The organism is Curtobacterium sp. MCBD17_040 (genome assembly GCF_003234805.2).
In the GTDB taxonomy this organism is placed as follows: Bacteria; Actinomycetota; Actinomycetes; order Actinomycetales; family Microbacteriaceae; genus Curtobacterium.
Map to the genome: position 1 here is coordinate 408,743 of NZ_CP126274.1, position 22,669 is coordinate 431,411.

At 67.6% G+C, this 22,669-nt stretch carries 32 protein-coding genes; 29 read left to right on the forward strand and 3 right to left on the reverse strand.

Annotated features, from left to right (window positions below):
• Positions 1-13: 13 nt before the first annotated feature.
• Positions 14-817 carry a hypothetical protein gene (locus DEI94_RS18400; RefSeq protein WP_111027491.1) on the reverse strand — a complete coding sequence of 268 codons (804 nt, stop codon included), beginning with the start codon at positions 815-817 and terminating at the stop codon, positions 14-16.
• A 299-nt stretch (positions 818-1,116) separates the two neighbouring features.
• Here DEI94_RS18400 and DEI94_RS18405 point away from each other — a divergent pair, with 299 nt between their 5' ends.
• Genes DEI94_RS18405 through DEI94_RS18430 form a run of 6 tightly spaced genes read left to right on the forward strand, consistent with a single transcriptional unit; the run spans position 1,117 to position 4,252 of the window.
• The gene (locus DEI94_RS18405; protein WP_181441871.1) at positions 1,117-1,731 is read left to right on the forward strand and encodes a helicase associated domain-containing protein; all 615 of its coding nucleotides are present in this window, start codon (positions 1,117-1,119) and stop codon (positions 1,729-1,731) included.
• Complete coding sequence (locus DEI94_RS18410; protein ID WP_111027493.1) at positions 1,706-2,377, forward strand: DUF262 domain-containing protein; 672 nt, start codon at positions 1,706-1,708, stop codon at positions 2,375-2,377. Before DEI94_RS18405 ends, DEI94_RS18410 begins: the two co-directional genes overlap by 26 nt.
• Before the next feature lie 19 nt (positions 2,378-2,396).
• Positions 2,397-3,086, forward strand: coding sequence for a DUF262 domain-containing protein (locus DEI94_RS18415; RefSeq protein WP_181441872.1), 690 nt, complete (start codon positions 2,397-2,399; stop codon positions 3,084-3,086).
• A 52-nt stretch (positions 3,087-3,138) separates the two neighbouring features.
• Complete coding sequence (locus tag DEI94_RS18420; RefSeq protein ID WP_111027495.1) at positions 3,139-3,804, forward strand: HNH endonuclease; 666 nt, start codon at positions 3,139-3,141, stop codon at positions 3,802-3,804.
• A 59-nt stretch (positions 3,805-3,863) separates the two neighbouring features.
• Entirely contained in the window at positions 3,864-4,031 is a 168-nt protein-coding gene (locus DEI94_RS18425; protein WP_181441873.1) for a hypothetical protein, read from the forward strand.
• A complete protein-coding gene (locus DEI94_RS18430) occupies positions 4,028-4,252 on the forward strand; it encodes a hypothetical protein (protein ID WP_111027496.1) in 225 nt (74 codons plus the stop codon). The genes DEI94_RS18425 and DEI94_RS18430 overlap by 4 nt, the downstream gene beginning before the upstream one ends.
• Positions 4,253-4,255: 3 nt before the next feature.
• Here the strand turns inward: DEI94_RS18430 and DEI94_RS18435 are convergent, their stop codons facing one another.
• Positions 4,256-4,918 (reverse strand): hypothetical protein, encoded by a 663-nt coding sequence (locus tag DEI94_RS18435; protein WP_284183751.1) that lies wholly within the window; start codon positions 4,916-4,918, stop codon positions 4,256-4,258.
• A 144-nt stretch (positions 4,919-5,062) separates the two neighbouring features.
• Here DEI94_RS18435 and DEI94_RS18440 point away from each other — a divergent pair, with 144 nt between their 5' ends.
• The 8 genes from DEI94_RS18440 (at position 5,063) to DEI94_RS18475 (ending at position 12,632) form a co-directional block, all read left to right on the forward strand.
• A complete protein-coding gene (locus tag DEI94_RS18440; protein WP_111027498.1) occupies positions 5,063-6,394 on the forward strand; it encodes a PcfJ domain-containing protein in 1,332 nt (443 codons plus the stop codon).
• Entirely contained in the window at positions 6,391-6,555 is a 165-nt protein-coding gene (locus DEI94_RS18445; RefSeq protein WP_181441874.1) for a hypothetical protein, read from the forward strand. Before DEI94_RS18440 ends, DEI94_RS18445 begins: the two co-directional genes overlap by 4 nt.
• Before the next feature lie 87 nt (positions 6,556-6,642).
• Complete coding sequence (locus DEI94_RS18450) at positions 6,643-7,548, forward strand: ribose-phosphate diphosphokinase (RefSeq protein ID WP_111027499.1); 906 nt, start codon at positions 6,643-6,645, stop codon at positions 7,546-7,548.
• Positions 7,549-7,601: 53 nt separating this feature from the next.
• Positions 7,602-8,243: a TerD family protein gene (locus DEI94_RS18455; RefSeq protein ID WP_284183752.1), complete on the forward strand. Its 642-nt coding sequence runs from the start codon at positions 7,602-7,604 to the stop codon at positions 8,241-8,243.
• Positions 8,244-8,269: 26 nt separating this feature from the next.
• Positions 8,270-9,850 (forward strand): nicotinate phosphoribosyltransferase, encoded by a 1,581-nt coding sequence (locus DEI94_RS18460; protein WP_284183753.1) that lies wholly within the window; start codon positions 8,270-8,272, stop codon positions 9,848-9,850.
• A complete protein-coding gene (locus DEI94_RS18465) occupies positions 9,847-10,260 on the forward strand; it encodes an NADAR family protein (RefSeq protein WP_181441659.1) in 414 nt (137 codons plus the stop codon). Before DEI94_RS18460 ends, DEI94_RS18465 begins: the two co-directional genes overlap by 4 nt.
• Positions 10,261-10,398: 138 nt before the next feature.
• Positions 10,399-11,940 (forward strand): IS607 family element RNA-guided endonuclease TnpB, encoded by a 1,542-nt coding sequence (gene tnpB, locus DEI94_RS18470; RefSeq protein ID WP_220038747.1) that lies wholly within the window; start codon positions 10,399-10,401, stop codon positions 11,938-11,940.
• Positions 11,941-11,990: 50 nt separating this feature from the next.
• Complete coding sequence (locus DEI94_RS18475; RefSeq protein ID WP_111025052.1) at positions 11,991-12,632, forward strand: NUDIX hydrolase; 642 nt, start codon at positions 11,991-11,993, stop codon at positions 12,630-12,632.
• A gap of 4 nt (positions 12,633-12,636) precedes the next feature.
• On the opposite strand, the gene DEI94_RS18480 is transcribed toward DEI94_RS18475, so the two are convergent.
• Positions 12,637-13,017 carry an HIRAN domain-containing protein gene (locus tag DEI94_RS18480; RefSeq protein ID WP_181441660.1) on the reverse strand — a complete coding sequence of 127 codons (381 nt, stop codon included), beginning with the start codon at positions 13,015-13,017 and terminating at the stop codon, positions 12,637-12,639.
• Positions 13,018-13,415: 398 nt separating this feature from the next.
• Between DEI94_RS18480 and DEI94_RS18485 the strand changes: the two genes are divergently transcribed.
• The 15 genes from DEI94_RS18485 to DEI94_RS18555 all read left to right on the forward strand — a co-directional run bounded on the left by DEI94_RS18485 (position 13,416) and on the right by DEI94_RS18555 (position 22,661).
• A complete protein-coding gene (locus DEI94_RS18485) occupies positions 13,416-14,522 on the forward strand; it encodes a DUF475 domain-containing protein (RefSeq protein WP_502869684.1) in 1,107 nt (368 codons plus the stop codon).
• A gap of 62 nt (positions 14,523-14,584) precedes the next feature.
• The gene (locus DEI94_RS18490; RefSeq protein ID WP_111025054.1) at positions 14,585-14,803 is read left to right on the forward strand and encodes a hypothetical protein; all 219 of its coding nucleotides are present in this window, start codon (positions 14,585-14,587) and stop codon (positions 14,801-14,803) included.
• Between the two features lie 26 nt (positions 14,804-14,829).
• Positions 14,830-15,390, forward strand: a complete 561-nt coding sequence (locus DEI94_RS18495) for a TerD family protein (protein ID WP_111025055.1) — start codon at positions 14,830-14,832, stop codon at positions 15,388-15,390.
• A gap of 10 nt (positions 15,391-15,400) precedes the next feature.
• Positions 15,401-16,048: a TerD family protein gene (locus tag DEI94_RS18500; RefSeq protein WP_181441661.1), complete on the forward strand. Its 648-nt coding sequence runs from the start codon at positions 15,401-15,403 to the stop codon at positions 16,046-16,048.
• 73 nt (positions 16,049-16,121) lie between these two features.
• Complete coding sequence (locus tag DEI94_RS18505; protein WP_111025057.1) at positions 16,122-17,309, forward strand: toxic anion resistance protein; 1,188 nt, start codon at positions 16,122-16,124, stop codon at positions 17,307-17,309.
• A gap of 82 nt (positions 17,310-17,391) precedes the next feature.
• Positions 17,392-18,120, forward strand: a complete 729-nt coding sequence (locus DEI94_RS18510; RefSeq protein ID WP_111025058.1) for a DNA-methyltransferase — start codon at positions 17,392-17,394, stop codon at positions 18,118-18,120.
• Complete coding sequence (locus DEI94_RS18515) at positions 18,120-18,575, forward strand: hypothetical protein (RefSeq protein ID WP_111025059.1); 456 nt, start codon at positions 18,120-18,122, stop codon at positions 18,573-18,575. Before DEI94_RS18510 ends, DEI94_RS18515 begins: the two co-directional genes overlap by 1 nt.
• Positions 18,576-18,613: 38 nt before the next feature.
• On the forward strand, positions 18,614-19,165 hold the full coding sequence (locus DEI94_RS18520; RefSeq protein ID WP_111025060.1) for a TerD family protein: 552 nt from the start codon (positions 18,614-18,616) through the stop codon (positions 19,163-19,165).
• Positions 19,162-19,323 carry a hypothetical protein gene (locus DEI94_RS18525; protein ID WP_181441662.1) on the forward strand — a complete coding sequence of 54 codons (162 nt, stop codon included), beginning with the start codon at positions 19,162-19,164 and terminating at the stop codon, positions 19,321-19,323. The genes DEI94_RS18520 and DEI94_RS18525 overlap by 4 nt, the downstream gene beginning before the upstream one ends.
• A complete protein-coding gene (locus DEI94_RS18530; protein ID WP_111025061.1) occupies positions 19,320-19,505 on the forward strand; it encodes a hypothetical protein in 186 nt (61 codons plus the stop codon). The genes DEI94_RS18525 and DEI94_RS18530 overlap by 4 nt, the downstream gene beginning before the upstream one ends.
• Positions 19,502-20,107: a hypothetical protein gene (locus tag DEI94_RS18535; RefSeq protein ID WP_111025062.1), complete on the forward strand. Its 606-nt coding sequence runs from the start codon at positions 19,502-19,504 to the stop codon at positions 20,105-20,107. Before DEI94_RS18530 ends, DEI94_RS18535 begins: the two co-directional genes overlap by 4 nt.
• A 145-nt stretch (positions 20,108-20,252) precedes the next feature.
• Entirely contained in the window at positions 20,253-20,906 is a 654-nt protein-coding gene (locus DEI94_RS18540; protein WP_111025063.1) for a deoxynucleotide monophosphate kinase family protein, read from the forward strand.
• Positions 20,903-21,541 (forward strand): dTMP kinase, encoded by a 639-nt coding sequence (gene tmk, locus DEI94_RS18545; RefSeq protein ID WP_111025064.1) that lies wholly within the window; start codon positions 20,903-20,905, stop codon positions 21,539-21,541. The genes DEI94_RS18540 and tmk overlap by 4 nt, the downstream gene beginning before the upstream one ends.
• A complete protein-coding gene (locus DEI94_RS18550) occupies positions 21,538-22,164 on the forward strand; it encodes a hypothetical protein (protein WP_111025065.1) in 627 nt (208 codons plus the stop codon). The genes tmk and DEI94_RS18550 overlap by 4 nt, the downstream gene beginning before the upstream one ends.
• A complete protein-coding gene (locus DEI94_RS18555) occupies positions 22,161-22,661 on the forward strand; it encodes a hypothetical protein (protein ID WP_181441663.1) in 501 nt (166 codons plus the stop codon). The genes DEI94_RS18550 and DEI94_RS18555 overlap by 4 nt, the downstream gene beginning before the upstream one ends.
• Positions 22,662-22,669: the final 8 nt, after the last annotated feature.

Consider the following 22,669-nt stretch of genomic DNA (forward strand, 5'->3'; position numbering starts at 1 on the left):
GTTGCTGTTGGGACTACGCGGCCGCTGCCGCCTCCGCTACCTCGGCGGCACGGCGGGTAGCGGGTGACGCCGCAGAGTTCGCCGCCACCGCCCGGACCACGTCGACGTCGCCAGATGCAGCGAGCTCCGCGAGCACCTCCTCCGGTACCGCCGGGTTCGCGGCCAGGGCCGCGGGCACACGCTGCACCATTCGAACCCCGCCTTGCTCGCGCCACCGCTCCAACACGAACCGCGCGAACGACGCCGACATCGGAGAACGGTTCGCCAACCGGGCGAGGACAGCCCGCTCGTCGAACAGGCGCGGCCCCTCCCTGAACCGGGTGATGATGGTCTCCTCCGGCAGCGACGGGTTCTCCACGACCGACATCAACGCCCAGTGGTCCAACCGCAGATACCCGGTCAACACGCGAACGGGTGTGTTCGGATGAGCCGCAACCCGGAAGCGGAGCCGCTCATCCTTCGTGAACGCCAGCGCCGCAAGCTCGGCCGGGTCCGCAGCGGGGTCAGCCAGCACCTCAGCGGGCGTGCGAACCGAGGCCGAGAGTTTGTCCTCGCCCGCGTTCCCAGCAGCGTCCAGATCTGCCGGAGCGTTCGGGTGGCGACGCAAGGTCAACTGCGTGCTCGGGCTGGCGTGCAGCCAGGCCTTCCGTAGCACTGCTCCGGTCGCCGCGGGATTCGAGGCGACAGCGTCAGCAGTACCGGCCAGCACCTGACCATCGAACGCAGCGAGCAGATCCGACTCCGGCAGGGACGGGTTTTCAAGCACCGCCAGGCGCACTGCTACCCCGCGATGCAGCATCCGCTGCAGGTCGCTCACTCGGGTACGAGCGTTCCCCGCAACCGCTGACCGCACCTGCTCATCCTTCGCATACGACAGCTTCGACAACGCCGCCGGCGTCGTACCCGAGCTCATCGCAGCGGCCACATCAGGGTTCAGCGTCACATCGGATGCGTCGGCGTGCTGCTGCTCCCGGAACCGGCCACCCCAGGACTCAGGAGCGCCAACAGCCCAACGAGATTGCGGCGGAGACGACGGAGAGCGCATACCCCTTCTGTGCGCGGCGCCAACCGGGTGGACGCAGCCACGAACGACCGGCCCTCCCGCATAGGAGTGCCATGACCGACATCTTCGAGGCGGACTACCAGTACCTGCAGGCGGCGCACCGAGCCGGGCATCTCGACAGCATCGAAGAGCGGGCTCTCTCCGAGCTGCTCGGCGAGCACTGGTACGACCGGCAGGAACAGCGATGGCGGCAGCATTTCACGGACCTGCTCGCTTTCCAGGCGGAACATGGACACGCAGAGGTACCGCAACGCTACGTCAGCGCGAGCGGGCTACCCCTCGGCACGTGGACCGCAGCCCAACGGCAACTGTTCAGGCGAGGCGAACTTGCCGCGGAACGTGCCCAACTGCTCGAGACCGTGACCGGCTGGGCCTGGGACAGGTGGGAAGCCAGCTGGCGCCGCGGCTACACCGCCCTCCTCGAGTTCCGTCACGAGCTCGGACACGCGAACCCCTCCCGCGACTACGTCACCCCCGCCGGACTCCTGCTGGGGAAATGGGTGATCACCCAGCGGGCCGGTTACGCCGGCACTGGAAGCGCCAGAATCACTCCCGAACGAGCACACCTCCTCGAAAGCATCCCCGGCTGGTACTGGACCTTCTCCGAAGCCGCCGACGCAAGCCGCCGCGCACAAACAAGTCATGACCCACATCGTCCGCGGCCGTGACATCGGCGGCGCTCACAACGACACCCGCTTCGGGGAACACCGCCGCCCAGCAGGTGACGTCGAGCTCTCCGCGTCAGCCGAAGACCCGCAATTCGCCGGCCCGCTCAAGAACATGAACCTGCAGCTCATGAGCCGGTCCGTGTCGTTCGTCACTGACGAATACATGCGCGACAAGATCGACCTTGACGCCCCATACCAACGGGGGTCCGTCTGGTCAGAGCAGCAGCGCCGAGACCTCATCCGAAGCGCGCTCCTCGGGCTGCCGTTCGGCGCGGTCACCATCAACGAACGCGGCCCAAAGGCAACGGGCGCCTACTACGCTTGCGTCGATGGGCGACAGCGGATCGAAGCATTCCGCGCCTTTCTCGACGACGACCTTGTCATCCCCGCGACCTGGCTGAACTCGGACGACGTCGTCACCACCGAAGATGTGCCAGGGTGGCCCGTCCCCGGAGTTCGCCACAGCGGTACCAGTCAGCCATTCCAGCGCGGTTTCCGCATGACACCCTTCGCTGTATCGGAAGCCCATGTTCGGAGCGTCTCCGAGGAAGCTGAAATTTTCAGATTGCTGAACTCCGGTGGCGTCGCACAGACCGAAGAGACCATGGCGAATGCCCTCGCCGTCGAGCAAGGCCACGCCGAATAGCGGCTGCCGGAGGAACCTCATGACCGACATCATCCGCGGCCGCGACATCGGTGGTGCTCCCAACGACACCCGCTTCGGCGAGCACCGCCGCGCCCCCGACGACATCACCCTCGGCGCTCCCACCGCCCTGCCTGAGGGGCTCACGTTCGACGGGGCACCCATCGAACGACTCAAGCTCGAGCAGGGGCCACGAGCGCTGTCGTTCTTCACGCGTGGTGACGAACGCGAGGAACTCATTCTCGACGCGCCTTACCAGCGGGGATCGGTTTGGGATGACACACGGCGTCAGCTGTTGGTGAAGTCCGTGCTCCTCGGGATTCCGACCGGGAGCATCACCATCAACACTCGGCCGTACAACCCGGCCAATGGCCCCGGCGACATCGCGGTGGTCGACGGTCGTCAACGAATCGAAGCGCTCCGCGGCTTCGTCGACTCCGACTACCCGATCCCAGCGAACTGGGTTCCCGAAGACGAAATCGTCACGACCACCCCAGTCCCCGGGTGGCCGAAACCAGGTGTGCGCTTCCGCGACCTCGCAATCGGATGGCAGCGCAACTTCCTTCGCAATCCGGTCTCCGTATCCGAGGCGCGGGTGACCTCCATTCAGGAGGAAGCCGAGATGTTCCGCCTCATCAACGCTGGGGGCGTTGCCCAAACCGCGGACACCATGGCAAACGCACTCGCCGTCGAACAGGGATGGGTCGACTAACGCTGGCGCCGCGGAAAGCCGGACTGTCATCCGCTTCTGCTAGAACCAGACCGTGAGAACCGACCGACCCCTGCTGAGCGTGCCATGCGCCAGCTGCGGGCAGGTCATCCGAACACACGTCAAGACGCGGGTGTACTGCTCGACGCGCTGCCGGTGGCTTCTGGAGTTCGCGAAGTTCGAACTCGGCGGTTGTCCGTGCGGGGCTCGTGTCGACCGCAGTGCATATCGGCCCTTTGGTCCGGATGACGTGATTCGGTTGAACGCCGCCTACGCGGAACTCGTGACGCTCCATCGCAGCTGCCGCGGGCAAGCAGCACGCGAGGAGGACCCGAACTACTCACTCGACTGCGACTGCAACTCCTGCCGCGCAGAACGCGGTCAAGGGGAACGTGAGCGCCGGCGGCGAACCGTGCCGAAAGCGAAGCGCCGCGCAGGCCTCGCCAGGGCTCGTCGCGCCGCGGTGCTGAAGCGAGACGGCTACATCTGCCAGATCTGCTTCCTGCCGACCGACCCACAGGCACGGTTCATCGACGACCTGCACCCGGAGGTTGACCACCGGAGTCAGGTGCAGGACGGTGGTGACGACGACATCGACAACCTCCGCACTGCGCACCGCTGGTGCAACGAGGCGCGGAACAGCGGCGCGACTGACGCGGAGATACGAGAGCGGGCGGTTCTGATGTTCTCGGCCGCTCACGGTGCAGACGGCGCGACATGACTGTCGCCGCACGAGATCCGTCCTGTCCGCGCATAGTGTCGACGACGGAAGGAACCATGATGGGCGTGAAGGACGGGAACGCGGTGTACCGCATCAGCGACCAGGCGGGGGTGCAGCTCGGCTGGATCCGCGCCTCGAACGAGCACGAGGCTCGCGCCCAGTGGATGGCTGCCGAGGTCGGGTCGTCGGAACTCGTCGTCTCCGCCCGGATGGGACGCACCCGATGAGCGCCGACCGTTCCGTGCACGCGACCACTGCTGACGGGGAGATCTGCCGGTACGACCGTGCCGGCAAGTGGTTTTTCGAGCCGCGCGAGGGGAAGCGTCGTCCCATCACGGTCGCGGAGGCGGCGCAGCTGGCGACGATGAACGGTGCAACCGTGGCACTGAACCTGCCGGGCGGGAAGCTGTTCGACGCTCTGGTGCATCGGGCCCGCCCCGTGCAGTAGCCGCTACTGCGGCTCTTGAATCACACGCATCTCCCACACCCCTGGGTCGAGGCCCCGCACCCGACCGGTGGTTGGTGCCCAGAGCCGCACCTCGGCGGGGTCTTCGAACACCTGCACCACGAAGCCATCCACCGCGACGGTGTTCCGTTGTGCCCGCACCCACTTGCCGGTCAGGGGATGGCGACCGACCGTCGGTGGTGGTTCGAACAGCGGCGGTGTGGGCTGCGGCAGCCAGTGCCGTGCGGCGGTCAGCTGCTCCAGCGGCACAGGAGCAGTCCGGGCTGCTGGTGGAGGAGCTGTCGGCGTGGAGGCGAGTTGGGTGAGCATCCGGCGATGCGCTGCGCTCAGGTGCTGTTCGTTCGCTGCGAGGTCCGCGACAACAGCGGCGGAGTCCGAATTCTCGTGCCAGGGAACCCCGTCGTTCGCCAGCCGAACCAGATGCGGCAGCAACGAAACGCCGACGCGGAGCTCGGCGAGTCGGTCCTCCGGCAGGTTGGCGCGCCATCCCGGCACGTATCGATCCAGGCGGGCTTCCTCCGCGGGAACACGTGGCTGCCGATAGCGAAGCGCGTCGATAGCGCGAGCGAACGCTGTGGACGACCATCCGCGGCGAGCGCGCAGTCGCACTAATTCGGCGTCCAGCGCCGACGACCAATCCCCACTCACACTGCGCCCCCTCGACGTAGCCCCCGCGTCTTCTGCACACAGTAGTGGGGAACAGTACCGCCGCTGGAACAACGGGCGGCCGCCGGGAACCTCACCGGCCCGCGCATAGAGAGACCGAGACGCAACGCCACCTCGGAGGAACCGATGCGTAAACCGCAGCCGACTGTGCAGGAGAACTCCACCCACTGGGTGGAACGCCGCTGGTACCCGTCCGACTATGTCATGGTCATCGAACGGCCGGAGACCGTCGTGGTCGGCTACTCGTCGTTGACCACCGGGCACACGCGGACTGGGCAGGAGTGGACGCGGTGGCAGCGGAATCGCCGCGTCGTCGTGTCGGTGCGCCCCGGACGCTCCGGCCGGCGGATCCTCAACGTGTTCACGTACGAGCGGCACGGTCAGGAGCGACGCTTCCGGAACGCCACCCCGTACGCCGCGACCGTCATCACCGGCAACGAACAGTTCCGGCAGCGGGTTGCCGACGCGGTCCGGCGCCTCTGGGAGCGGAACATCGGCGAGGTTCCGGACCGTCTCCGGAACGCCACCCTTCCGATGCTTCTCGTCGGCTTGGCGTACCCGGGACTGGCCGGGCAGCAGCGCCCGTTGTCCTTGGGCGACGCGACGCAGCCGGTGGTCCCGCGTGCGTTGGGAATCGCCTGGCGTGCCGACAATGCACGGGACGTCGCCGTGGCGCTGTTCGGACAGCGGAGGGTTCGCCGAGACCTTGTCCGCGCCGTCGCCGCGGCCGATCCGAACCGAGCCGGCGTCGCCCATGCGGTCCGGTCCCTCGTTCCCGTGGACTGGCTGGTGACGTACCTCGAGCGCTGTGACGGAACGGCGCAGCCGTGGTGGGACCGTCGCGGTCTGCGCAGCGTGTTCGCGCTCGTTGACCCTGCTGCGCGACGGCGGCTCCTGCTCGACACGAAGGTCACCGGCGCCGTGTTCTCGCCGGAGAATCGCCTCATCGTCGACGCTATGCACGCTGTGGGCCTGCTGCTCAACCACTACGGGGAGAACCGCGACTGGGTCACCGACGGCATCCGGAAGCCGAAATCATGGCAGAGCCTCCACGACGAAGCAGCACGTCTGGAACGCCGCATCGGCCACGAAGACCTTCCCATCCCGAGGACACCGGTGACCGTCGCCCTCCACGGGCTGAGCGTCCCCGACGCGGGAGTCCGGCTCGTCGCGCCGACGCGCACCGCCACCGTGCACGACTGGGGCGAGCACATGCACCACTGCATCGGCATCTACGCCGCAGCTGCCGCAGCCGGCGACACCAACCTGTTCGGCGTCTACGGCGAGAACGGGGAGCTCCTGGCGAACATGGAAATCGCTCCCGACGGGTACCTCCTGCAGCTGTTCGGCCGCTTCAACGCGTACCTGCCCGCCGAGCAGCACGACGCGATCCGAGCCGCAATCGATGCGCAGCTCGAGCGGGCCGGGATCGGGCAGCCGATGGCGGTCGCCGCGTGAACCCCGCAGTCCTCGCCGTCTGGGCGGTTGCCGGTGTGCTCCTCGCCGTCATCATGGCGCGGGTCGGCGTGTTGGTCGCACGCGTCGCCACGGCGGGGGAGCGGCAGCGGGACTTGGAGCGTCGGCACCGGCGGGAGGCTACCGACCGCGACACGCCGTAGAACCACATCTCTGTTTGTCCGACGGACAAACAGGGCTACAGTCGAAATAGAAGTTGTCCGCCGGACAAACAGAGACGAGAAGAGCGCATGACCGTCACCCTCACCACCCGCATCGGACCCGGGTACACCACCACCCCCACGTTCACCCAGCACACCTTCTGGGCCGGTGAACAGCACATCATCATCGCCAACGAGAACACCGGGAAGGGCCCCCTCACCGAAGTCGCACGCATCGACGGAGCCGACGGCAACGACCTCATCACCCTCGCCATGTGGGCCGACGCTGCACACCAGCGCGACGCCCGGACCGCCCTCCTCATCCCGTACCTCCCCGGCGCCCGACAGGACCGGGGCACCCCGTTCGGCGCCAAGGTCTACGCCGACCTCATCAACGCGATGCACCTCGACCAGGTCATCTGCATGGACCCGCACTCGCCCGTCATGCCCAACCTCATCAACAACCTCACCGTCATCCGCTCCGCCGCCGTCATCCGCAAGTACGTCGTCGGGCGCCCCGACCGCGACATCCCCCAGCGCTACGCCGGCATCATCGCCCCCGACAAGGGCGCCATCGCCCGAGCCACCACCGTCGCCAAGAGCTGCGGGCTCCCCGTCTACAAGGCCGAGAAGCACCGCGACCCGAACACCCGCGAGCTCTCCGGATTCACCTGCGAACCCCTCCCCGACACCGGCAAGTTCCTCGTCGTCGACGACATCTGCGACGGCGGCGGCACCTTCATCGGCCTCGCCGCAGCAACCGGCCTCGACAAGACCCGCCTCGGCCTCTACGTCACCCACGGCGTCTTCACCGACCGCGCCGCGAACCTCGCCGACCACTTCGCCGAGATCTGGACCACCAACTCCTACGCGCCGAACCCCAAGCCCGCCGGCCTCAACCCCACCGACCCACGCGCCGACGCGTTCCACACCATCAACATCGACGCCTACCTCCGCAACGCCATCACCACGCCGGAGCCAGCCCTCGCGGCATAGAGCACAGGAACCGCCACCAGGCGGCCCACCGCTCCACCCACCAAAAGGACACCATGTTCGGAATCGGCAAGAAGACCACCGAGGCCACCGCCAGCGACCTCGGCGTCGCCCAGGGACGCATCAGCCTCCAGAAGAACCAGATCATCAGCCTCACCAAGACGCCGAAGATCACGGTCACGGTCACCTGGCCCGACCGGACCGATTACGACGTGTTCGCCCTCGTCCTCTACACCGACGGGCACGTCGAAACCGTCGCCCAGTTCGGCACCGAGCGGAACCCGCGCGACTACCGCCCAAGCACCACCGACGGCGCCGTCACCCACCTCGGCGACATCAAGCGGGGCACCGGCCGCGACATCGCCAACGAGAGCATCGACATCGCTCTCAACCCGAACATTGCCGCGATCGTCCCCGTCGTCTACTCCGCCAAGAGCAACGGCACCGGCTCCTTCCGCCGCTACCAGGTCGGCATGAGCATCGACAACGGCCAGGGCGACATCGTCACCATCGACGCGCACGACGCCAGCGACAACGACCACATCTACAGCTGCGTGCCCGGCATCATCCGCAACACCAGCGCCGTCCAGATCCAGAAGCTCGAGCTCTACTCCAAGCCCAACAGCGAGCTCCGCCCCACCATCGACCGGCACGGCAACGTCCACATGGACACCGGCCCCGAGAACGCCCGCAAGTAACCACCCCCCAGAAGAACGGAACCCACATGACCGCCACCGCACCGACCACCCTCCGCCTCGGCGCCCCCACGAAGGCCACCCCCATCGCCGGGCTCCTTGCGGCTGACGGATACAAGCTCGACCATCGACGGGCCTACGGCCCCGGCGTGACGAAGGTCCTCATCAACTGGACCAACCGGTCCGGGAAGCTCCTGCCGGGCTCCACGCACGCGGTGCATTTCGGGCTGCAGGCGTTCCTGCAGAACTACCTGGTCGAGATGTGGGCTCCGTTCTTCGAGGCGGACGAGGACGTGGTCGCCGGCGAGTACGAGCGTGTGCTGCTCAACTACCTCGGCCCGAACGACATCGGCTCGGACCACCTCCGCGCGCTCCACCGTCTCGGCTACCTGCCGCTGCTGGTGAAGGGGCTCCCGGAGGGTTCCCTGGCACCGTTCGGCGTGCCAACCGTGCTCGTCGAGAACACGCACCCCGACTTCTTCTGGCTGCCGAACTACATCGAGACAGCGCTGTCAGCATCCATCTGGCACCCGTCCACGTCCGCGACGATCTCGACCATGTACCGCGAGCTCATGGAGTCGTGGGCGGAGAAGACCGGCGGCGACCCCGCCGCCATCGACTTCCAAGCACACGACTTCTCGATGCGCGGGCAGACCAGCATCGAGTCCGCAGCAGCATCCGGGGCTGGTCATCTGCTCTCGTTCCTCGGGACGGACAGCATCCCGTCCATCGACTTCATCGACCGGTACTACCCGGGCGACAACGGCTGGGTCGCCGCATCCGTGCCTGCCACAGAGCACTCGGTGATGTGCCTCCGAGGCCAGGAAGGCGAACTCGAGACGTTCTCACGCCTGCTCGACCTGTACCCTGCCGGCATCGTTTCCGCAGTCGCCGACGGGTACGACTTCTTCGCCGTGCTCACCGAGATCCTGCCCACCCTCAAGAGCAAGATTCTCGCCCGCGACGGCAAGCTCGTCATCCGACCCGACTCCGGCGACCCGGTCGACATCATGACCGGCACGTACGTCGTCACCGACGACAACCGTGCCGAATACGAGGCGAAGAAGGCCGCCGGCACGCTCACCGTCGAGGAACTCGGCCCCATCGAGCTGCTCGACCAGGTGTTTGGCCACACCGTCAACGCCAAGGGCTTCAAGGTCCTCGACCAGCACATCGGCCTCATCTACGGCGACAGCATCACCCTCGACCGCGCCCAGCGCACCTTCGAACGCCTCGCCGCGAAGGGCTGGGCGTCCACCAACGTCGTCCTCGGCATCGGTTCGTTCACCTTCCAGTACACGACCCGCGACTCGCTGGGCTCGGCCGTGAAGGCGACCTGGGCCGAGGTGGACGGACGAGGCGTCGACATCCAGAAGGACCCGAAGACGGGCAGCGGCAAGAAGTCGGCAAAGGGTCGCCTCGCGGTGATCCTCGGCGACGACGGCGAGAAGGTCCTCGTCGAGCAGGCGACCCCCGAGGACGAGGCACGCAGCCTCATCCAGCCGGTCTGGAAGGACGGCGAGTTCATCAACCCGGTGTCCTTCGCCGACGTTCGCAACACACTCCGTGCGGAGCGCGCCGCCCGAGCCACACGTCGAGCCGCCGCGTGAACGACCGCATCTACGGGTTCACGGATGCCGATCACTTCCTGTCGAACTTCCACGTGGAGGCGGACGGACTGACGGCGGAACACCGGTTCCAGAGCGCGAAGACCTTCTCGCCGGCCTGGATCCGACGCGTGCTGTCCGCTCCGACCCCCGCCAAAGCGAAGTACCACGGCAGGTCGCTGCCGCTCCGCCCCGATTGGGAGGAGGCGAAGGTCGGAGTGATGCGCCACATCGTCGCGACGAAGTTCACCGACGCCGACCTCGCCGACCGCCTCCTCGCAACCGGTCACGCCGAACTCATCGAAGCGAACACCTGGGGCGACCGCACCTGGGGCGTGGACGCGAACACGGGTGAGGGGCGGAACCTCCTCGGCCGGATCCTCATGGAGACGCGCACCGCCCTCCGCGCATAACCGGAACGGAGTCGCCCGGCGCACCACCTGCGCGGCGACTGACGCTTCTCAACGCAGGTGAGCATGCTTCTCACCGTTGAGATGGAGCGCTGCAGGAAATGACGCGCGGCGACGGCGGTGTCCGCGCATAGAGGGGATGTGAGCGGTTCGACGTTGCGGGATGCGACGGCACCTGGTGGTGTCGGGTCACGTCAGCGTGCCTACCGGTTCGCGCTTGACCCGACCCCTGCGCAGGTTCGGGCGCTGTTGTCCCACGCGGGCGCGGCGCGGGTGGCGTTCAACACGATGCTCGCCGTGGTGCGGGCGAACCTGGACCAGCGGACCGCGGAACGCTCCTACGGCGTCCCCGACGCGGACCTGACCCCGTCCCTGTCCTGGTCGAAAGTCAGTCTCCGGAATGGGTGGGTGGCGCGGCGGGATACGGTCGCACCGTGGTGGCCGGAGAACGCCCGGGAGGCATACACGTCCGGCTGCTTCGCCCTCGCCGCAGCGCTCGACAACTGGTCCAAGTCGCGCAGCGGCGCGCGGGCTGGCGCGCCGGTCGGGTTCCCGCGGTTCAAGACCCGGACCCGGTCGAAGCCGTCCGTGAAGTTCGAAGGCGTCACCGCGAAGCTGCTCCCGTCCGGCCACACCATTCACTTGCCGCGTGTCGGGAAGGTGCACACCCACGAGTCCACCCGGAAGCTCGGCCGGCTCGTGGAGCAGGGCTCCGCGAAGGTGAACTCCGTCACCGTCTCCTACGACCGCGGCCGGTGGGTTGCCGCGTTCCAGGTCGAGCAGGTCACCATCGTCCGGCCCCGGCCGGTGGGTCCGCGGTCGGTGGTGGGTATCGACGTGGGGGTGAAGGACCTCATCGTCGTTGCTCGCCCGGACGGCACCGAGGTGGAACGGCTCCGCGCCCCGAAGGACCTCGCCGCTGCCCTCGGCCGGCTTCGCACCCTGCAGCGGCAGGCCGCCCGGCAGGTCGGCCCGTACGACGTCGTGTCCAAGCGGCGGCAGCAGCCATCCGCGGGCTGGCTGCGAACACAGGACCGCATCCGGAAGGTGCACGCTCGGGTGGCGAACCTCCGGCAGGACCGGCTCCACAAGCTCACCACCCGACTCGCGCAGACGCACGACGTGGTCGGCATCGAACACCTCAACGTCCGAGGGATGACCGCGCGCGCGAAGCCGAAGCCGCACACGAGCCGGCCGGGAGTGTTTCTGCCGAACCGGCGGCGGCAGAAGGCCGGACTTGCCCGGTCCGTCGCGGACGCCGGGTTCGCGACGCTGCACCAGCAGCTGCAGTACAAGACGTCCTGGTTCGGGAGCACCCTGGTGCGCGCGGACCGGTTCTACCCGTCCTCCAAAACATGCTCCGGATGCGGGTCAGTGAAAGCCAAGCTGACCCTCGCCGAGCGGGAGTACGTGTGCACCACCTGCGGCATGGTCATCGACCGTGACCTCAACGCCGCAGTCAACCTCGCCCGCCACGCAGCAGCACAAGCGGCCGAGAACGGTCCGGACGAGGGTAGCTCGTTCGTCAGCGGTGGAGGCACCCAGAAGACCCAGCCAGCAACAGCCGGCACGGGCAGGAGCCAACGAAACCGCAACCCCACCAGCACCACGGGGACTCCCTCGCCGCAAGGCCAGGGCAGCACTCAACCCAGTGAGACCAGTCTCACCTCAGTTGAGAACTGACAGCGACCCCGTAACGTCGTCACCGCACCCCAAGCACAGGAAGCATTCACGTGACCGACCGTCAGCAGCCCCTCATTGCCATCGACGTCGTCCCCATCGGGTACGACGCCGCGTCGATGACGGTGCAGTACGGCACCGCGGAGCGGCTGTTCGCCCCCTTCGCGGGAGAGCAAGCGCTGCCCGGCGTGCTCCTCGGCGCTGATGAGTTGCTCACCGAAGCAGCCCACCGCGCCCTCCGCGACAAAGCCGGCGTCCCAGCAGGGGACGTCCGGCATCTGACGCAGATCGGAGCATTCGACGGTCCCGGCCGCGACCCCCGCGACAAGGCCGTCAGCATCGCGTTCATCGCCATTGTCACGTCGCACGACACCTTCGAACTCGGATGGCACGAATGGGCAGAAACACCCTCCCTTCCATTCGACCACGGCACCATCGTCGCGGCCGCGAAAGACGTCGCCCGCACCCGACTGTGGACCGACCCAGCGTTCACTCAAGCGCTCACCGGCGACACCTTCCTCACCGCCGACGCCGCCGCCATCACCAGCCAGGTCACCGGACACACTCCCGCCCCCGCCAACTTCCACAGAACCCTCACCCGGAACCCAGCCCTCACATCTGAGCAACGGACTCAGGGCGGCGCTCACGGACGCAGCATGACCCAGTGGGCGTGGGCCGGGGCGCTGAGGCCCTAACGGCTTACGTTCGCCGTCCCAGCAACCAAGCGACAACGTCCGGGTCCGCCGCCATCCATCTGCGGCCGCCCAAGGAGACGGCTCGGAGCGAGACGCCGGCGTCGAGTTCCTTCGCCAACGGACGTGCCATCCGCTTGTTGACGTAGCCGACGGGGCCTGCGTCGGCGTGCACGCACACGGCGTACGGGTCTGCTTCATTGTCGGGTTCTCGGACGAGGCTGAGCGCTGCACCCGGAGACAGATCCGCGTGCTTGATAATCAGCGCAAGATACTCGGTGCCGCGCAGCTGCCCCGTCCACAGCCCCAGGCTCCGGAGCTTCCCGTTCGCAACGTTGACGAGCTGCCCCGTCGTCTCCTCCTCGAACCACAACGCCTGGTCATGCATACGGAGACGGAACGGCGGGCGACCGTCAGCTCTGGGCACCAGCAACGCATCCCACCGCTCCGACGGCAGGTAGATGCTCGGTGGGGGAGTGCGCGGCACGGAAACGGACACCGGTGGCAGCCCTGTTGCGGGTCGCGGCGGGCTCGGCTTCGGCTGCAACGCCGTCGTCTGAGCTGTCTGCGGAGCCGGGACCACAGCCCTGGTGCGTGACCGGCGGCGGAACAGGTCGAAGAAACCCACGCTCATCCCCTCCCGATGGTTTCGTCAGCGTACCGACGAAAACACGCAGCAGGAACGCTCGCCCCGCCGACACCGGTGCCGGCGCATAGGGGCTGGCGACCTGGGGACGTCCCGGTCGTTCATCGCCGGCCTGGGGCCGGCCCTGCCCGAACGGAGTGTTGGTCGTGAAGACCTTCCGTGCTCACTATCTGGTGCCGAGCATCGTCACCGTCGCCGCGGTTGTCGTCGGCTTCCTCTACGGCGGAGCGCAAACCGCGCTGCTGGTCGCCATCCTCGGTGCGATGGAGGTGTCGTTGTCGTTCGACAACGCCATCGTCAACGCCCGCGTCATCGAGAAGCTCTCCCCGAAGTGGCGGAAGATCTTCCTCACCGCGGGGCTTGCCATCGCGGTCCTCGGGATGCGGTTCATCCTTCCTGTCCTCCTCGTCGTCGCCACGACGGGCCTGGCCCCGGCGAAGGTGGTGTCCCTCGCGCTGGCGAAGGGGAACCCCACCCATCCCGGAACGTTCGGGTACTACCTCACGCAGGCGCACCCGCAGATCGCTGCGTTCGGTGGGATGTTCCTGCTGCTGCTGTTCCTCGAGTTCATGTTCGAGGACCGGGAGATCATGTGGCTGACGTGGCTGGAAAAGCCGCTGGCGAAGGTCGGGCAGCTCGACGCGCTCGCCTACGCGGTTGCCGGCGGCGCGCTGATCGTCGCCGGTTCCATCGCCGAGCACCCCGCGAAGGTGTTCGTCGCAGGCCTGTGCGGCATCGTCGCGTACATCCTCGTCAACGGTCTCGGGTCCCTGTTCGAGGGTAGCGAGGAAGGCATCCACGGCTCGTCGGAGGACATCGCCGACGGCATGGCAGGTCGCGGTCCCGCCGGTGTCACCAAGCTCGTCGGCAAGGCGGCGTTCTTCATGTTCCTCTACCTCGAGGTCCTCGACTCGTCGTTCTCGTTCGACGGTGTCATCGGCGCATTCGCCATCACCGCGGACCCCATCGTCATCGCCCTCGGCCTCGGCGTCATCGGCGCCCTGTTCGTCCGGTCCCTGACGGTCCACATGGTGGAAGCGGGAACCCTCGACGCGTACGTGTACCTCGACCACGGCGCCCACTGGTCCATTGGTGCGCTCGCCGGGCTGCTCATCGCCAGCATCGGCTGCGACATCCCCGATGTGGTCACCGGACTCATCGGCGTCGTCCTCATCGGCGCGGCGGTCATCACCTCCCACCTGCGGAACAAGCGCATCGCGAAGCAGACCCTGCTCGCCGCCGTTTAGCCCGTTCCCGCATAGGACCTGCCGCAGTCGAACTCGTCGGCTACGGAGCTGAAAGGTTCACCATGCCCGGCACCATCAGCGACGGCCGCCGCTCGGACACCCCGTCCGCAGCGGCGGCTGTTCATCGTTCCCTCCGCAACCGCTTCCACGCCTGGGTCGCCGCGTGGATCGTCGCCGACGACCCGCACCCCGAGTACTCGCGCTTGGACCGCATGGACGGCCTCCGCGACTACCAGCTGCCGCAACCGGCGACGCATAGATCTGCCGCGTCCGCCTCGTGACGCGTCCCGCATCGAGAAGGAACCGCATGCACATCAGCTTGGAGAAGAACCAGGTCATCACCCTCGAGAAGGGCGGCCGGACCCTCACCCGAATCCGCCTCGGCCTCGGTTGGGACGCGGTGAAGCGCCGCTTCGGACGGCAGAAGGACATCGACCTCGACGCGTCCGTCATCGTCTACGGCGACGGGAAAGCCCTCGACGTCATCTACTTCGGTCAGCTGCTCTCCCGTGACGGCGCCATCAACCACCTCGGTGACAACCTCACCGGAGATGGTGACGGCGACGACGAGCAGATCATCATCGACCTCACCCAGGTGGACCCCCGCGCCGACAAGCTCGCGCTGGTCGTCACCTCCTACTCCGGGCAGAGCTTCGACCAGGTCGCCAACGTGTACGCCCGCGTGAACGACCTGAACGACTCCGAGGAGGAGCTCGCCCGGTACAACCTCGCAGACACCGGAGCACTCACCGGCGTCATCGTCGCCAAGCTCACCCGCGTCGGCGATGCGTGGCAGTTCACCGCGCTCGGCATCCCCGCCGCGGGACGCACCGCATCCAATCTCATCCCCACGGCGTTCGCCGTCTGAGGGCCCCGTCATGCCCGTGTACAGCCTCTTCGGCTCCCACCCCCATCCCACACCGCAGCATCAGGAGAACCCCGTGACCATCAGCCTCGAGAAGAACAAGCCGATCAGCCTCACCAAGGCGGACCCCGGCATCAAGCGTGCGGTCGTCGGCCTCGGATGGAAGCCCCGCGCAACCAGCGGCGCCGAGTTCGACCTCGACGCGTCCGCCATCGTCCTCCGCAACGACGGCTCCAAGCACACGCTGCGCGACTTCGTGTTCTACGGCAATCAGTCGCACTCCTCCGGTGCGATCAACCACCAGGGCGACAACCGCACCGGCAACGGCGACGGCGACGACGAGCAGATCCTCATCGACCTCGCCAAGCTGCCGGAGAACATCGCCCGGATCGTGTTCATCGTCTCCATCAACGACGCGGAGAAGCGCAACCAGCGGTTCGGACTCGTCGACGACGCATACTTCCGCATCGTCAACGTGGACACCAAGGAGGAAGCCGTGAAGTTCGACCTCCGCGAGGACGCCGCCGCCGAGCACACCATCGCCATCGGTGAGCTCTACAAGGACAACGGTGCGTGGCAGGTCGTCGGGCGCGCGCAGGGCCTCCAGGACGGTCTCGCCGGCGCGCTCACCCACTACGGCGTGGACCCCTCCGACGTCTGACGCACCCACCGCGGGTGGAACGACCAGCACGGTCGTTCCACCCGCCCATCACCGTCCGCAGAAGGGACAACCCGTGCCATCTCTCACCCCGCCGAAGCCTGCGAACGAGCAGCCGGCGCTCATCCTCGACACCCCGGAACCGGTCGAGGAGGTCGAACCGTCCGCCGCGCAGGCGATGCTGGACCCGATCAGTCCGAGCCGGGAGCTCGAGATCGGCTCGACGGCGAAGCAGTTCCTCGGCGATGTCACCACCTTCAACCCGAACTCGCCCCGGTTCGGTGAGATGCTCGCCGACGTCCGCAACCTCGCCGCGAAGGAGATCGTCGCCAGCAGCGCCGGCGCGAATCGCCTCCTCGACCGGTCTGCGGCAAGCATCAAGAGCAAGGGCGGCGACTCCTCGTCGAAGGTCATCGCCACCCTCAGCGACCTTCGCAGCACCGTGCAGGACCTCACCCCGAACGCCGCCGACCTCAGCACCGGCGCGAAGATCCTCGGGTTCCTCCCCGGCGGGAACCGCATCCGGAAGTACTTCCAGAAGTATGAGACGGCGCAGGAGAAGCTCGACGGCATCGTCGCCTCCCTCACCGCCGGCGCCACCGAACTGCAGCGTGACAACGCCGAGCTGGAGAACGAGAAGCGGAAGCTGTGGGACGCGATGGGCTCCCTCAACGAGTACATCGTCCTCGCCCAGAAGATGGACGGTGAACTCGTCACCAGCATCGACACCCTCCGCAGCAGCGGGAACATCGACGCGGCGAACACCCTCGAGACGAAGATGCTGTTCGAGGTGCGACAGCGGCAGCAGGACCTGCTCACCCAGCTCGCCGTCGCCGTTCAGGGCTACATGGCGATGGACCTCACCCAGAAGAACAACATCGAACTGGTGAAGGGCGTCGAGCGGGCGAAGACTACGACGCTGTTCGCGTTACGGACCGCCATCATCACCGCACAGGCGCTGGACTCGCAGGTCAAGGTCCTCGAAGCGTTGGACAAGACGAAGGAGGTCACCGAGAACGTCATCCTGTCCACCAGTGCCATGCTCCGTGACAACACCCTTCGCGTACAGCAGAAAGCCGTCGAACCGGCAGTCGCCATCGACACGCTCACCCGCGCGTTCGACGACATCTACGCCACCCTCGACGCCATCGACACGTTCCGACAGCAGGCGAACACCGTCATGCAGGGCAACATCACCGCTCTGACCACGCAGCTGGAGCGAGCGAAGCCGAAGCTCGAGGAAGCCCGCGCCCTGGACGCGTAAGCGCCACAGCACGACCCGGCAGCGGGCCCGGAGGATTCGTCCACGGGCCCGCTACCAGCTTCCCAGCCGCATAGAACCCGGCATGACCGACCCCACCATCCCGGCGCCCGTCCGGTTCTTCGAAGGCGACTGCCGCGAGTTCCTCCCCATCGACGCCGACGTCGTCATCACCGACCCGCCCTATGGCGTGGACCGTCACGGCCGCATGCTCGGCCAGATCGCCAGCAACTACCACGGCAAGGGCGCCCACACCCGCGGGTACTACGACCACGACTCGGACAAGTTCGCCGAGATCCTCACCCCCGCGTTCAACGGGATGCTGCACTCCCTGCCGAAGGGCGGTTCCCTCATCGCGTTCTGCGGGAACCGTACGTTCGCGGAGATGGTCACCATCGCCACCCACGCCGGGTTCCAGATGCTCGACGTGCTCGTATTCACTGGCGGAGGCTCGTTCGCGAAGAGTCGAACAATGCTCATGCCTCGTCACGAGCTCGCGTTCTTCGCTCGTCGCCCCGGCGGCACGCGGGAGATCAACCCGAACCGGAACATCGCGAACCTGTTCGACATCCCGAAAACCAAGGGGGAGTCGAAGCATCCGACGACGAAGCCGCAGACGTGGATGCGCCGCGTCGTCGAGGTGTTCTCCGAGCCGGGTGAGACCATCCTCGACCCGTTCGCCGGATCCGGAAGCACCCTCGTCGCCGCACGCAACCTCGGCCGCCCGTCCATCGGCATCGAGCATGAGCACCCGTACGCGAACATCGCCCGCGAACGGCTCGGGCTGCCCCTCCAACCGCCGTTCGCCGCCTGATGCGGTGGTTCACCCGCGACGCCAGCACGCCGCCGGCTGAGCAGGTGGGCGGAGCGCCGCCAACCGCGACTGACCGGTACCGGGACGGCCTCGACCAGCTGGCGGCAGCTGCACGTCAGGCGTCCGCAGTCATCTCACCCGCAGCGTTCTCCACACTGCGACGCATCGACGACGTCCTCCGCCCGATGGTCAACGACCTAGAGGGATGCAGCATCCCCGCGGAGCAGGACGTCGCCGTGCAGCAGTTCATCCACGAGTTCGTTCCCGACACCCTCACCCTGTTCCTCGGGCTGCCCGCCGCGGACCAAGCAGACGGCGGCCGCGGCGACCAGATGCTCGTCGAACAGCTCACCGCAGTCGAGCAGGCGGCAGCAGACCTCGCAGACCGTGCCCACGGCGACGCATTCAACGGAATGGAGGTGAACGCCCTGTTCCTTCGAGAAGCGTTGCGCTGACTGCCCTGCTGGCGGCCGGCATCGGGCATAGGCGCTGCATGACCGTGAACCTGATGCCGGGGCAGAACATCAACCTGTCCGAGGTCCTCGGCGTGCAGCAGGAGGTGACGGTCGGTTTCCGCTGGCAGGTCACCCGGTCCCATTCCGTGGAACCGGAAGTGGTGCCGATGGCGGTGCTGCTGACCGCGGACGGGAAGGCGCTTGACGCGGACGCGGCCGCGTTCTTCAACCAGCTCGACGTCGCCGACGGCGCCGCCCGGTACGTCTCCGGGGACGACCAGGAGCAGGTGGACCTCAACCTCGCTGGCCTGCCCGACTCGGTGGAGAAGGTGGTGTTCCTGCTGTTCGTCAATCCGGACCAGCGGCAGCCCGGCAGCTTCGACGCCGTCGACGGTGTCAGCACCCGCGTCGCTGACGCCAACGGCAGCACCATCGCGGTGTTCGACGTTCCACCGGGGCAGCGGGGGTTGACGGTCATCGTCACCGGGGAGGTGTACCGGCACCGCGGACAGTGGAAGTACCGTGCGCTCGGGGACGGGTTCACCGGCGGCATCGTCGACGTCGCCGGCACGTACGGGGTCGCACTGTGACCGCGCGGCTGCTCGGCGCGGCCATCGCCGCCGTCCTGCTGTTCATCCTCAGCGCGTCGACGTGGGGTGCCGGTGTCGCGTGCACGTGCGTTGTCAGCGTCGCCGCGGTCGCCGCCGGCGTGGTCCTGATGTTCCGGACGGGACGAGCGGACCGGTGACCGCCGTTCGCATGGTCACCCTCGTCGCGGCCGCTGCCGGGTTCCTCATCTGTGCTGCGTTCCTGTTCGCCGTCGCCGGGCCCGACGCAGCGCTGTTCGCCGTGTCCGCACCAGTCCTCCTCGCCGCGGTGACGGGCGCCCTACTGCGCGTCACCGACCGCATCGGTGGAGGATCACGATGACCGGCGCCACCGCACGCCGGCACTGGCCGTTCCTCACCCGCCGCCAACACCGCAGCGACGCACCACCAGCGCAGGTGACGGCGGGATCCCTGACGCTGCCGAGCCGTCACACGCTCGACCTCTCCACCCCCGCAGCTGTTACCGCCGCGCCCACCGACACAGCCCCAACGCCCCAGCGCTCAGCCGGCTTCGCAGCCGTTCGCGGCGCCGTCACCATCGACGGAGAGCACCCCACCGTGCGGCTCTCCGCGCTGCAGTCCGCCATCGGGTCGCTCCGCATCGACGGCGGTGCCACAGCCCTGTGGGAAACCAGCGACCGGACCACCGGGGTCGTAGGCCCAGCCGACCCCCTCGCGGCCGGATCCCGGCACGCAAACCGGCCACTCATCGAACGGGTCGGCAGCGCCATCATCATCAGCCTCAGACACGTGCACGACCTCCGCCGCCTCGTCATCGAACCGGCCGACCGCATCATCACCGTCGCCACAGCAGGTGAAGCAACCATCACCGTCAACGGCACCCTGTACCTGCACCACCTCGGCGGCATCCTCGAACTCCGCGCCGAACCGGGCACCACCGTCAGCGATTACCGCGTCCCGTAACTGGTGGGCGTGGACGGCGAAGCGCACCGAGGCCGCGTCCAATCACCGACCAACGTCACGACCAGGAACGCACACCCAGACGCTCCGGCAGCAACAGCAGCGGGGACCGCTCCGCCGCCTGATGCTCAGCCGCATAGGGGTGGGTATGACAGCCAAGCAACGTCCGCTGCCGCCGTTCATCGGGTTCGGCGGGTATCTCCGGTCCGGGAAAGACACCATCGCCGACCATCTCGTCGACGCGCACGGGTTCGTGAAGCTGAACATGTCCGCGCCCATCCGGGACTTCCTCCTCGCGGTGAACCCCATCATCTACGCGAAGCCGTTGACGAAGCGGCAAGCGCTCGCCGCACTGTTCGGCCGACCCGTCGACTACACGTACCTGCGGTACCGCGAGTACGAACAGTTGGCCGGCGGGTACACGGAGGCGAAGAAGCATCCGGAAGCGCGAGCCCTCCTGCAGCGCATCGGCTACGACGGCGGCCGGCTCGTCATCGGAGACGACGTGTGGACGAACCTCATCGCCCGCACCGTCGCCGAATACCGGCAGGCCGGAGTCGGCGTCATCATCTCCGGCATCCGGTTCCCGAACGAGCAGACCCTCGTCCGCGAGCACGGCGGCCGCCTCGTCTGGGTGGACCGTCCGTCCCTCCCCAAGCCGACGAACACCACCGCCGGTCACGCCACCGAGCAGACCCTCACCGCCGACACGTTCGACGACGTCCTCGTCAACGACGGCTCCCTGACCGACCTGTACCGCGCCGGGGAGCGACTCCTCGGCCTCGAGGAGACCACCGCATGAACAGCAGCAACTACCGCGGCCTCTGGGTCACCTTCGAAGGCGGCGACGGAGTCGGGAAGAGCACCCAGGCGGAGTACGCACGCCAGTACCTCCGCAGCATCGGCCGTGACGTCATCCGCACCCGCGAGCCTGGCGGCACCGAACTCGGCGTGCAGATCCGCCAACTCATCCTGCACGGGAAGGGCGACATCGACCCACACGCGGAAGCGCTGCTGTTCGCCGCGGACCGCGCCCAGCACGTCCGTGCGTACGTCAAGCCGAACCTCGCCGCCGGCGTCGACGTCATTCAGGACCGGTACCTGGACTCCTCCGTCGCCTACCAGGGTGCCGGCCGCGACCTCGACCCAGAGGAAGTGCGGCACCTCAGCGTGTGGGCGACCGAGGGAGCGCTCCCGGAACTGACCATCCTCCTCGACCTGGACCCCGCCATCGCCGCCGCCCGCGTCGGTGGTCGTGGCGCCGCGGACCGCATCGAAGCGGAGCCGAACGAGTTCCGGAAGCGGCTGCGGGCAGAGTTCCTCCTGCAGGCAGACCGGGACCCTGACCGGTTCGTCATCATCGACGCTCGACTCACCGAGGTGGAAGTCGCCGCCCGAGTCCGCGCCGCCATCACCAAACGCCTCCTCAGCCGATGAGCGCCAACCACCCGCTGCGGCAAGCAGCGAAGACCCTGTCACGGCGAACCGGGAACCGCGCCATCCGGTGGGGTGTCGGAAGCGCCGTCGTCCTCATCGGCATCGCCGCGCTCGCCGGCTACTCCGCGCAGTCCACCTGGGTTTCGGAGACCACCGCGAACGCCGACACGGTCGCAAACTACGAGAACCAGACCCTCAAGACCGACGCGAAGGTCACCCGCAGCTCCGAGGCGAACGCGGTGTACACGGAGATCAAACGAACCTACGGGTCGCAGTGGAACAACCTCGTCACCTACATCAGCACCACCCGCACCCGCCAGGCAGCCAGCGCGCATGCCGAAGCAAGCCGCGTCGCCGCGAAACTCGTGTTCCCGAACCTCCGCGCCGACTATCAGTCATGGGCGACAGAGCGCGCGGAATCGGAACCAGCTCTCTCCGCCGAGCAGCAGGCGGAGCTTGACGTGTACTCCGTCTACGAGCAGACCTGCCAGGACTGGTACCACCAGAAGACGCAGCAGGACACCATCAACCGGTTCCAGAATGAATTCGCTCCCGCGAACGCCACCATCGTCGAGATCCGAGCCACGGAACTAGCTCTGAACCAGTGCAAGGGCACCGCATGAGCCACCGGAAGAGCACCAGCAAGCGCTACACGAACAGCACCTCGAAGCCGGCGGCAGCCGCCATCCGCCGCCGGCTCCTGCCAGCCACCCGCAGCGGATGGCGGCTGACAATTCTCGGCACCTTCACCGGCATCACCGCCGCCGCTGTCCCCACCGGCTGGTTCGTCGGGAAGCACCTCGACGACGAAGGCACGTTCCTGATGGTGAGCTTCGTGCTGCCGTTCCTACTGTCCCTACCTGCCGCCGCTGGATACCTCGCCATCGCAGCCCGAGGCGCGCTGGAACGACTGCCACGCATCCGGTTCAGCAGCTGGCCAGCCAAGAGTCGCAGCGTCGTCTGCACCGCCATCGGCATCGCCGCATCAGCCGGCGTCGCCGTCGGCATCCAAGTCGTCCTCGGAAATATTCCCGTCGGGCTGCTCGCTGCCGCAGCGCTCGCCGCAGCCGCCGCGGTGTCGGACATCGTCGCCGTCATCCGCCGCAGATTCGTCGCATAGAAGCAACC